At 64.6% G+C, this 10,829-nt stretch carries 8 protein-coding genes and 1 tRNA gene; 3 read left to right on the top strand and 6 right to left on the bottom strand.

Going from position 1 to position 10,829, the window contains the following annotated elements; genetic code table 11:
* Positions 1–1,116, bottom strand: a 1,116-nt coding sequence (locus ACXR2T_RS11495; RefSeq protein WP_489945529.1) for an RCC1 domain-containing protein, incomplete at its 3' end; no start/stop codon positions are given.
* Complete coding sequence (locus ACXR2T_RS11490) at positions 1,113–2,369, bottom strand: nucleotide disphospho-sugar-binding domain-containing protein (RefSeq protein WP_458837669.1); 1,257 nt, start codon at positions 2,367–2,369, stop codon at positions 1,113–1,115. The genes ACXR2T_RS11490 and ACXR2T_RS11495, both read right to left, overlap by 4 nt.
* A 207-nt stretch (positions 2,370–2,576) precedes the next feature.
* Here ACXR2T_RS11490 and ACXR2T_RS11485 point away from each other — a divergent pair, with 207 nt between their 5' ends.
* Positions 2,577–3,143, top strand: coding sequence for a TetR/AcrR family transcriptional regulator (locus tag ACXR2T_RS11485; protein ID WP_458837668.1), 567 nt, complete (start codon positions 2,577–2,579; stop codon positions 3,141–3,143).
* Between the two features lie 24 nt (positions 3,144–3,167).
* Here ACXR2T_RS11485 and ACXR2T_RS11480 read toward each other — a convergent pair whose 3' ends face one another.
* From ACXR2T_RS11480 to ACXR2T_RS11465, 4 genes are all read right to left on the bottom strand, one after another.
* Positions 3,168–6,413, bottom strand: a complete 3,246-nt coding sequence (locus ACXR2T_RS11480; RefSeq protein WP_458837667.1) for a DEAD/DEAH box helicase — start codon at positions 6,411–6,413, stop codon at positions 3,168–3,170.
* A 109-nt stretch (positions 6,414–6,522) separates the two neighbouring features.
* A tRNA-Leu gene (locus tag ACXR2T_RS11475) sits at positions 6,523–6,607 on the bottom strand.
* A gap of 156 nt (positions 6,608–6,763) precedes the next feature.
* On the bottom strand, positions 6,764–7,279 hold the full coding sequence (ybaK, locus tag ACXR2T_RS11470) for a Cys-tRNA(Pro) deacylase (protein ID WP_458837666.1): 516 nt from the start codon (positions 7,277–7,279) through the stop codon (positions 6,764–6,766).
* A 118-nt stretch (positions 7,280–7,397) separates the two neighbouring features.
* Entirely contained in the window at positions 7,398–9,206 is a 1,809-nt protein-coding gene (locus tag ACXR2T_RS11465; protein ID WP_458815389.1) for a DEAD/DEAH box helicase, read from the bottom strand.
* Between the two features lie 85 nt (positions 9,207–9,291).
* On the opposite strand from ACXR2T_RS11465, the gene ACXR2T_RS11460 reads away from it, so the two are divergent.
* Together ACXR2T_RS11460 and ACXR2T_RS11455 are read left to right on the top strand one after the other, a co-directional pair.
* The gene (locus tag ACXR2T_RS11460; RefSeq protein ID WP_458837803.1) at positions 9,292–10,116 is read left to right on the top strand and encodes an SGNH/GDSL hydrolase family protein; all 825 of its coding nucleotides are present in this window, start codon (positions 9,292–9,294) and stop codon (positions 10,114–10,116) included.
* A gap of 43 nt (positions 10,117–10,159) precedes the next feature.
* Positions 10,160–10,504: a spore germination protein GerW family protein gene (locus ACXR2T_RS11455; protein WP_458815387.1), complete on the top strand. Its 345-nt coding sequence runs from the start codon at positions 10,160–10,162 to the stop codon at positions 10,502–10,504.
* Positions 10,505–10,829: the final 325 nt, after the last annotated feature.

Genomic DNA, 10,829 nt, shown 5'->3' with positions numbered 1-10,829 from the left:
GGCGCTCACCTGCTTGAAGGTCACCCCCGCAGGAAACTCCACCTGCACCGGCACATTACTGCCCGTGTTGGTAGCGTTACCCAGCTGCCCGAAGACGTTGCTTCCCCAGGCATACGCGGCACCGTCTACAGCAACCGCGACCGAATGCGAACCGCCGGCGCTCACCTGCTTGAAGGTCACCCCCGCAGGCAACTCCACCTGCACCGGTACATTACTGCTCGTGTGGGTGCCGTCACCCAGCTGCCCGGCGACGTTATATCCCCAGGCATACGCGGCACCATCTGCAGCAACCGCGACCGAATGCCAGTAGCCGGCACTCACCTGCGTGAAGGTCACCCCCGCAGGCATCTGCACCGGCTTCGGCACCGACACACTACTGCTCGTGTTGGTGCCGTCACCCAACTGGCCGTCGCTGTTGTTTCCCCAGGCATACGCCGTACCGTCAGCAGCCAGCGCGACCGAATGCAAATAGCCGGCACTCACCTGCGTAAAAGTCACCCCAACAGGCATCTCCACCGACACCGGCACACTACTGCCCGTGTTGGTACCGTCACCCAGCCGCCCGCCGCTGTTGGCTCCCCAGGCATACGCCGTACCGTCTTTAGTAAGCGCGACCGAATGCAAAGATCCTGCACTCACCTGCGTAAAAGTCACCCCAACAGGCATCTTCACCCGCACCGGCACACTACTGCCCGTATTGGTACCGTCACCCAACTGCCCGGAGCTGTTGTCTCCCCAGGCATACGCGGTACCGTCTGCAGCAACCGCGACCGAATGCAAAGAGCCTGCACTCACCTGCGTAAAAGTCACCCCGTCAGGCATCTCCACCGGCACCGGCACACTACTGCCCGTATTGGTACCGTCACCCAACTGCCCGGAGCTGTTGTATCCCCCGGCATACACGGCACCATCTGCAGCAACCGCGACCGAATGCAAATAGCCCGCACTCACCTGCGTGAAGGTCACCCCGGGAGGTGGTTCAATCGTGACCTCAGTACCCCCTGTCACAGGTCCGGCCACGGGGGCTGGCACAGCGTTCGCTACGGACCCCACCCCGACAAGCCCCAGCACCACGCTGACAGCGAGTACTCCCCGCAACACGTTACGCACGCTCACTCCTGCACCGCCTTCGTCACCAGTGTTTCAAGCACCGTTTCCAGGCCCGTAAGCCCGCTCGACGCCTCAACTTCTGCACCAATCTTTCGGGTGCGTTCGGCGTAGCCCGGGTCAGCGAGCACCCGTCGCACCGCCGCCCCCACTTGCGCAGGTGTCGGCCGGTTCGTACGCAGACGCACCCCAGCACCCGTCCACTGCACACGGGCAGCGACTTCGGCTTTGTCTTCGGTCGCGCCTGCGACCACCAGCGGCACCCCATGTTCAAGCGCATAATGCACTCCGCCGTACCCGCCGTTACTCACATACACGTCGGTAAGGGGCAGCAGTCTGTCGTGCGGCAGGTACTCCGCCACCCGCACGTTCGCCGGTAGCTGCGACGGCAGAGTCGAAAGTGGTCGCCCACCCGTGCTGACGACCACGAGCACTTCGTCATTCGCGAGTGCAGTCATCGTGGGGGTGATGAGTTCGTCGTAATCGGTGTTCGCGATCGTGCCCTGGCTCACGTGCACCACGGGCCGTGATCCATCAAGCTCAGACCACCACTCCGGCAACGCGCCATCACTCTCCGTGGCGCGTGACAGTGGCCCCACGAAGTGCACCGTCTCAGGCAGGTCGCGTCGTTCGTACTCAAAACCGGGAACGGTGAACTGCACAATCGCATCGGATTTCGAAGCGCCCGACATAAAAAAGCCATCGAGTTTCTGCCCGGTTGCCTCAAATATGATCTGCTCGGCCTGCTTCTGCACGCCACCAAAGATGACCTTCTTCGTGAGCACGGCAAGCACGGCGTTGCGTGCCCGCCCCAGCACGCCAGGCTTCGGAAGAATCCCCAGGCCGAACGGGGCAGTGTCACGGCTCTCCACGCCCAGCGGGATAATGCCGAGGTTCACAATCGCGGGCCGCTCGGCACGGGGCCTCGAGAGCAGCCCCACGGCCCCAATAAACATGCTCTCTACGAGGATCGCGTCGACCGGCTCCTGCGCGATTGCGTCATCGACCGCTCGCATCTGCACCGGCGCGGGTGCCAAGAAAATATTGCTCACGTCCCAGCGAATCCCCGCCACCCCGGTTTTGCCAACTCGGCCAGGGAACGCGACATTCATGTCGGTGTCGTCATAGTCCGCCCCTGCGGGGAGCGCGAGAAACTCGGCGCCAGTACCGCACACCCTGTCAGCGTAACGCTGCCCGGTCAAGAAACGCACCCGATGGCCCTGCTGCACGAGATGCCGCGCAACCGTCAACAACGGTGTCACATGGCCATGAACAGGGGTGCTGCAGATCAGGAATGAGCTCATGCGCGACTTTCGTTAGGGTGCAGACCAAGGTAATCTGTCTAACGTCAAAGTATTCACTAACCTTGGAGGCAAGTCAATATGTCGGGTCAGGAGTCACGGCCACGCAATCGCCAGTATCACTCCGAGGTGCGCGCCAACCAGGCCGCCGCAACACGATCCCGAATCTTGGAAGCCGCAGCCGACCTGTTTGCCGCCTCGGGCTACACCGGCACCTCTCTCTCTGACATCGCTCAAACAGCGGGCGTCTCGGTCGAAACCGTGAAACTCGGCGGCCCCAAGCGTCGCCTACTGCTTGACGCATTCACACACAGCTTCGCCGGAAGCGACAGCATTGATTCGCTCGCGAGCCACGGCCCGGTCACCGAAATCACCGCTGAACCCGACCACACCCGCTATCTCGCAGGCATCGTGCACTTTGTAGCCGAATCCAACCGGCGCAGCAGCACGCTCTGGACGACACTCCTGTCAGCCGCCAACTCCGACACCCTCCTCAGCAAGGAGCTCGACGGGCTGCAACAACGCCGCCGCGCAGACATACTCGTGCTTGTTGATGAACTCCGCCGTCGCGAACTCGCAAACACTGGCCAGCCACGGGAGACGCTTGCTGACACCATCTCATTTTTACTATCACCCGAGGGCTACAACCAGCTCGTACTCGGAGCGGGCTGGAGCCAACCCGACTACGAGACCTGGCTCGCCCGCACCATACTCACCACCTGCGCCCAAGAATGACCCCGCCCACCCACAAGACCACGCTCAGTCGAGCAGCGCTCGCACATCGTCGGCCGTGAGCGCACGCGCAAACAGCTGTTCGTCGTCGACCACCGCATCAAACAGGGCCCGCTTGCGCCGCTGCAGCGCCAGCACCTTCTCCTCAATCGTGCCGAGCGCGATCATGCGCAGCACGTGCACCGGCGCCTGCTGACCGATGCGATGGGTGCGGTCGATCGCCTGCGCTTCGCTCGCCGGGTTCCACCACGGGTCGAGCAGCAGCACAGTGTCTGCTTCGGTGAGGTTGAGGCCCACTCCCCCGGCCTTGAGGCTGATCAGAAACACATCGGCCTCGCCCCGGCGAAACGCTTCAATGACCGCGTCGCGGTTGCGCGTGCTTCCATCGAGCCGCACCGTGCGCACACCCTCAGCGCCCAGACGCGCCTCGGCCAGGTCTAGAAACGACGTGAACTGACTGAACACGAGCGCACGCCTACCCTCAGCCGCCAGTTCGGTCGCCTGCTCGGCGAGCGCGTCGAGCTTCGCCGAGGGCAGATCTGTGTACTGTTCGTCAATGAGCGAGGCATCGATCGCGAGCATGCGCAGCAGCGTGAGCGAGCGAAACACGGTGAACCGGTGGCGGTCAATGTCTTCAATGAGCCCGTACAGTTTCTGCCGCTCACGCTGCAAGAACGCGTCGTAGAGCTGCCGGTGCGCGGGCGCCAGCTCGATCTCGAGCACCTGCTCGAGCTTCTCGGGCAACTCTGTCGCTACAAGCTCCTTCGTGCGGCGCAGCAAGAACGGACGCAGCCTGCGCCGCAGTGCCGCAATGCGCCTGGTGCGCAGTCCCGCCTGCGTCTCAAGGCCGCTCCCGGCGCCGCGGCCCACCGAAACACCCGGGGCGGGGCGCTCGATCGCACGCACGTATTCTTCTTCGAACCGCCTCGCCGACGGAAACAGTCCGGGCGCCACGATCTGTGAGATCGCGTGCAACTCGCGCAGCGAGTTTTCCATCGGCGTGCCCGTGACCGCGAGCTTCCACGCGACCGGCAGCTGCACGGCGAGCTCGTTGCCCACGGCGCGCGCGTTCTTCACGAACTGCGCTTCGTCGAGAATCAGGCCCGCAAGGCCAAGATCCGGATCTTCACACACGCCGCGGTACTGCTCGTAGTCGAGACGAAACAGCGCGTAGCTCGTCACGAGGATGTCGGCCTGGGCAGCGTCGTGCGCGACAGTGCGCCCCGAGGCCGCCGCGGTCGCGGTGCGCGCGATCACCCGCAGCCCGGGGGCGAAACGGGCGGCCTCGGCGACCCAATTACTTACGACAGAGGTCGGTGCAACGACGAGATACGGGCGGCGTTCGGGCGTCTCGTGCCCGGCATCGCCCGCCTTCGCCCAGGCGATGAGTGTGAGGCACTGCAGCGTCTTGCCCAGCCCCATATCGTCGGCGAGAATACCGCCCAGGCGATTGCGCCACAGAAAGGCCAGCCAGTGAAAACCCGCGCGCTGGTAGGGACGCAACTGCGCGTTGATGCCCTGCGGCACGGGCACAGGTGCCGGGTGCTCACGCCCCACGTCGCGCACGAGGACGCGCCACTTTTCGGCCTCCGGGGATTCTTCAGCAAGGTCTTCAAAGTCAGCAATAAACGCGGCTTGGTGCCGCGTGACGCGCAGCCCGGTCTCCCACTCGTCGAGGTCTTGCCCCTCGGCGATCAGCTCGGTGAGGGGAGCCAGTGCAGGGTGATTTAGGTACAGGTACGTGTGATCGACGAGCAGCAGCTTTTTCTTGCCCGTGGCGAGCGCCCGAAACAGCGGCCCAAACGGCACCGTTTTGCCGTCGACCGTGATGAGCACACCCAGGTCGAACCAGTCTTCGGTCTCGCTGGGCACGGTGGTGACAGTGAGTTTCGGCGGGCCGGCGGCCTCGCGGTAGTTTGGGGCCGCGCCCGTCTTACGCACCTGTATGCCCGCTACCTGCTCAAGCTCGGGCACGACGCGGCTCAGAAACTCTGCCGCGTCGGCCCCGCGCAGTTCTACGGGTGCTGGCAGAGCGTCGGGCGCTGGCAGAGCGTCGGGCGCCGGCAGAGCGTCACTACTCCAGCTCGCTGGCAGCAGCCCCAATTGCAGTAGCGCGGGCGGTAACAGCTCAGCCAGTGTCGGGTGCTGCGCCGTGGCCGCCTCACGCAGCGCGCTTTCGCCCACGACGGCCCAGCTGAGCGTGAGTTTGTGCCCGCGCCGCCACGCGACGGTGAGCTGCAGGCCAAGCTTTTGCGGCTCGGGCAGCTGCACCGAGCCGTCACTGCCCGAGACCCGAAAACTATGACGCAGCGCGGGCAGGCCGTCTGTAAAGAATGCTTCGCGCTCGGCCGCTGGCACCACGAGCGGCGGTGCGTCGCGGGCTTCGAAACCACCCGCACCGCCAGCGCCGCCGCCTGCGCTGCCGTCTGCACCGTCGTTCCCAGCGCTATCGCATAGCAGCGCAATCTCGGCAGGTGTGAAGCCGCCCGCTACGGGCGCCAGGTGCACCGTACGGTCACCGTCGTGCTCGGCCAGGTAGAGGCCGTGATCGCCGATCACGCCGCCGCCGCGCAGCGGGGTCGCGCGCCCGTCGAGCGTCAGCAGCGGGCGCAGTTGGAGCTCTCCCGCCCGGCCCGCCGTTGCGTCGAGACTCAGCTGCGCCTGCGCATGCAGGTGCACCGGCGCGTGGGTGCCCGCAGAAACCAGTTCAATACCCAACTGCTCGGCCTCGCCCAGCATCGTCCAGAGGGCAGGACTCACAAAGTCGTCAAGCAGCACCCAGTTCGCGTCGAAGCCGAGCGTGACGGTCTCGGCCGCCCGGTGCAGCGCGTACAGTTGCCGAAACCAGCGCTGCTGCGTCGCGTCCAGGTTGAGCCTGCCTCCCCTGTGACCGATGTTCGACCATGTGAGCGCGCCCCTCGCCCACCCCTTTTGGGTACGCAGCGCTGGCCGCGCGCCCAGCCTGTATTCCCCGCTCCCCGCTTCTTGCCCACGCTTCACAGAGCGTGACGTGGGCCCGTTCCAGCGTTCGGACGTGCGCGGAATCAGCTCGCGCACTTCAAACTGCAGCGCGAGGCGGGTGTGACCAGCACCGGCACCGTCTTTGATACCAGCACCGTCGGGCGCATGATCCGGATCGAGATTGGCGAGCTGAGCAGGCCCTGCAAGCTGCGCGACCCTCGAGCGCCAAGAATTGGCTGGCGTGACAGGCGGGACGGTCGCACCGGTGGTGTGACCTGGTGACGTGCCTGCGGGCCGCTCGGGAGTATTCATCGCGCTTCTCATCGTAGAAGATCTGGCCTCGCGTAGGGGCCCATTCTGATGGCGGGAATAGAAAAACCCCCGGGTGAGATTTCTCTCACCCGGGGGTTTTTGATCCACGTGCGCGGAGGGGGACTTGAACCCCCACGCCCTAATACGGGCACTAGCACCTCAAGCTAGCGCGTCTGCCATTCCGCCACCCGCGCGAATCATTCCGGCCCGTTTCGCTTTCTCGCTCACCGGCCGAACAAGTAATAATTTAGCACGGCTTCGAAGCCCGCCTCGAATCAGTGCGGGATCTCGCGTGTGTCGCGCATAATCACGCCAATTCTGCGTTTTCGCGCACGCGTGGCTATGCGCGCCTAGGCCCGGCCAATCTCGGCCCACGTCGCTCCGCATGCCCGCGCAAGGTCTGCGGGGGCGAGCTCAATGTCGAATCCACGTTTGCCGCCAGATACGAGCACGGTGTCGTGCGCCCGCGCAGACTCATCGATCACGGTCGGTAGCGAGGTGCGCTGCCCCAACGGGCTGATGCCGCCCACCACGTAACCCGTTTTGCGTTCAGCGAGCGCGGGGTCTGCCATCACCGCACGCTTGCCGCCTCGCGCCGCGGCGATCGACTTGAGGTCGAGCTTGCCGCTCACCGGCACCACCGCGACGGCAAGCTTTCCATCGACCTCGACGAGCAGGGTCTTGTAAACGCGATCAGCGGCGATGCCGAGTTCACGTGCGGCTTCGGCCCCAAAATCGGTCTCTGCCGGGTCGTGCGTATAGCTGCGCGCTGCAAACGGTATGTGCGCACGCGTGAGCGCTACGGTTGCGGGCGTGCCTGTCTTGCCCTGCCTGTCAGTCGCGCTTTTTGCTGCCTTCTTTGCCATGCGCACAGTGTATCGGCGGGCGGTACCGTATATCGGCGGGCGGCACCGCCTATCGGCAGCTGGCGCCTCAGCGCCGCGGGCGGTACCGCGGGCCGCGCCGCGCAGCCGGCATGAGACCCTACGGTCGCAGCCGCCTGCGCAGCAGCTCGATGCGCTTTTGCAGCTGCGTCACCGATGCTTGCGCGACAGCGGGCCCACCGCAGACGCGGCGAAGCTCAGTGTGCACATCTTTGTGCGGCTCACCCGACACTCGCGCATACATGCCCACCAGCTGCGACAACAGTTTGCGCTGTTCGCCGAGCGTGCGGTGCAGCGCCTCGGGCGCCTGCGCTTTCTCAGGGGCGTGCTCCACGATGCCCTGCCGTGAAGCGCTGCGTTTTGCTTGCCGAGACTGCCTGGCTTGCAGCAGTGCTTTCACGTCTTCTGGTTCGAGCAGGCCCGGAAACCCGAGAAAGTCGAGCTCCTCTTCACTGTCGACCTCGGCGTAGCCACCAAACTCTGCGCCGTCAAACACCGCACGGTCAAAGTGCGCGTCTGATCCCAGCGCCTGGTACTTAAACTCTTGCTCAAGCAGCTCAGATGACGCTTTGTCTTCGCGCTCCGCGTCAGCCATCATGGCGGCCTCGGCGTCCCACATCTCTTCGGCGCTCTTAGGCCCCTCGAGCACGTGGTTGCGTTCTTTCTCGAGCTCGGCCGCGAGCTGCATAAGCGCAGGCACGTTAGGAATAAACACTGACGCAACCTCGCCGCGGCGACGCGAGCGCACGAAGCGCCCAATGGCCTGCGCGAAAAACATTGGCGTCGACGAGCTCGTCGCATACACGCCCACCGCGAGCCGGGGCACGTCCACCCCCTCGGACACCATGCGCACCGCCACCATCCAGCGCGAGGTGCCCTGCGAGAAATCGTCGATGCGGGCCGACGCTCCCTCTTCATCAGACAGGATCAGGGCCACATTTTCGCCGGTGATCTCGCGCAGCTGATAGGCGTAGGCCTTCGCGGCCGCGTGATCAGTCGCAATCACAAGCCCGCCCGCGTCGGGAATCTGCTGGCGCACCTCGGTGAGCCTGCGATCTGCGGCACGCAGCACCTTCGCGATCCAATCCCCCGCCGGATCAAGAGCGGTGCGCCAGGCTTGGCTGGTCACATCCTTCGTATTGCCTTCGCCGAGGGCTGCTTCCATTTCTTCGCCGGCTGACGTCTGCCACCGCATCTTGCCGGCATAGACCATGAAGATCACCGGGCGCACGATGCCGTCAGACAGGGCCCGGCCGTAGCCGTAGTCGTAGTCGGTGAGCGAGATGCGTGACCCGTCACCCTGTGGTGCGTACTGCACGAAGGGAATCGGTGCATCATCAGAGCGAAACGGCGTGCCTGTGAGCGACAACCGGCGGCGCGCCGTGCCATAGGCCTCGTAGATCGCGTCGCCCCAACTAAGCGCGTCGCCGCCGTGGTGCACTTCGTCCATGATCACGAGCGTGTCCATGTTCTCGGTCAGCAGCCTGTGCTGCACGGGCTTCATCGCGACCTGCGCGTACGTTACGACCACGCCGTGGTAGTGCCGCCCGTAGCCGAGTCCATCTGAGTTTGAATAGCTCGGGTTGAGCCGAATGCCCGCTCGCGCGGCGGCGTCTGCCCACTGATTCTTCAGGTGTTCGGTCGGGGCGACCACGATGATCTGCTGCACGGTGTGGTTCGAGCGCAGAATCGCGGCGAGCCTCAGCGCAAATGTGGTCTTGCCCGCACCAGGGGTCGCCGACGCCAAAAAATCGCGCGGCGAAGCGTCGAGGTACTTTCGAATCGCTTCCTCCTGCCACGCTCGCAGCGTGCCAGCGGTGCCGTGCGCGGCCCGCTCAGGGTAAGCGGGAGGGAGCAGTTCGGCGGCGCTCGTACCGGGAAGATGTAGGCCTGGATCCGAATCTGTCACAACACTCTAGACTAGCTCCCAGAGCCGGAGCGCGCGTTCAGGTAACACTGCTCCACGAGTGACAGGGGAGCCCAGAACCATGACGATGCACGAAATGACGCCGCACGGCGACGACTCAACGATTGAATTGCCCTGGTCACGGTTCGTGGCCCTCGGCGACTCTTTCACTGAGGGGGTAGGCGATCCGGATCCCGACAGCCCAGGCGGCTTGCGCGGTTGGGCCGACCGGTTCGCAGACGTGCTCGCGAGCTTTAGTGACGACTTCTCGTATGCGAACCTCGCAGTGCGCGGCAAACTCATCAGGCAAATCTCTGAAGAGCAGATCAACCATGCGCTTGATCTGCGCCCCGATCTCATCAGTATCTGCGCGGGCGGCAACGATGTGATTCGCCCCGGATCAGACCCCGACGAGGTGGCGGCCAGGCTCGACGCCGCCATCACGCGGCTCAAGGAATCGGGCGCCACGATCATCATGTTCACGGGCGTCGATACTGCTTTTCAGCCGGTGTTTCGCACGATCCGAGGCAAGGTTGCGATCTTTAACGAGAACGTACGCAAGGTGGCTCAGCGACACGACTGTATCGTTGTCGACCAGTGGGCCATCGACGAGCTGCAAGACCCCCGATACTGGGCCGATGACCGGCTGCACCTGAACGCGCTCGGTCACCACACCATTGCGCGGGCAGCGCTCGATGCGCTCGGCGTGCCGCATAGGCTGCAGCCGCTTGACCCGCCACCGCTGCCGAGCCACACCTGGCGTGAGGCCCGCAAAGAAGACGTCGTGTGGGCGCGCGAGCACCTGGTCCCCTGGGTCATTCGGCGCATCAAGCATGTTTCATCGGGCGACGGTATTACCGCGAAGCGCCCGGTACCCGAGCATCTGTCGCACCCCAACCACGCTTCGGAGTAAGCGCACAGCTGACAGCCGCCGCGCGGGCAGATAGGCTGAGCCCATGGCACTCCTCACGAAGCAAATTGCAGACACTGTCACGCAGGTGGGCGTTCGTTCGGCCTATGGCGATCCCGTAGAGCTCGGTGACGCAACTATCATGCCCGTAGCATGCACCTCTTTTGGGTTTGGCGCGGGCGAGGGCGGCGCTGGTGCCGACGATGTCGCGCAGGGCGAAGGCTCGGGCGGCGGGGGCGGCGGCATGTCGATCCCTGTCGGTGCATACGTCTCACGCGACGGCGTAACCCGTTTCGAACCGAACATCATCGCGCTGCTCGTGGTGGGTGTTCCGTTCGTGTGCGTCGCTGGGCGCGCGCTGGCACGCGTGATTCGAGCGCTCAAGCGCTAGCTTCACGACCACGGGGCGCCCTGGTGCGCGCCCCGAACATCCTGGGCTGTTCCCAACCCGGTCAATCTGCGCGACGCAGGAGTCGCTGGATCCAGCACGAGTCAGGTCTGATGTGTGAGAACGCTTCATATCTTTGAGCTCTTAACTCGCGCCGCTTTAGTGCTGGCGTGCAGTGCACATGTCGAAGCTTTGAGGCAACAGCCCAGGCGAATGCGGCTTTGCCCCCGCATCCGTTGCACCAAAGATCGATTCCTCTGGCAAAGAGGGCGTGGGGGGCCAAATTGGGGTTTTGATGGGCCCCAACACCACCCCAGTTGCCCCACCC

It is taken from the genome of Leucobacter faecis (assembly GCF_054456635.2).
The sequence above is the reverse complement of the archived record's forward strand: the minus strand, read 5'-3'. Positions and strand labels throughout refer to the sequence as shown.

Excerpts from the sequence above, each read along its gene's own strand:
- ACXR2T_RS11480 (WP_458837667.1), bottom strand. The coding sequence starts at position 6,413 with ATGAATACTCCCGAGCGGCCCGCAGGCACGTCACCAGGTCACACCACC.
- ybaK (WP_458837666.1), bottom strand. The coding sequence starts at position 7,279 with ATGGCAAAGAAGGCAGCAAAAAGCGCGACTGACAGGCAGGGCAAGACA.
- ACXR2T_RS11460 (WP_458837803.1), top strand. The coding sequence starts at position 9,292 with ATGCACGAAATGACGCCGCACGGCGACGACTCAACGATTGAATTGCCC.
- ACXR2T_RS11455 (WP_458815387.1), top strand. The coding sequence starts at position 10,160 with ATGGCACTCCTCACGAAGCAAATTGCAGACACTGTCACGCAGGTGGGC.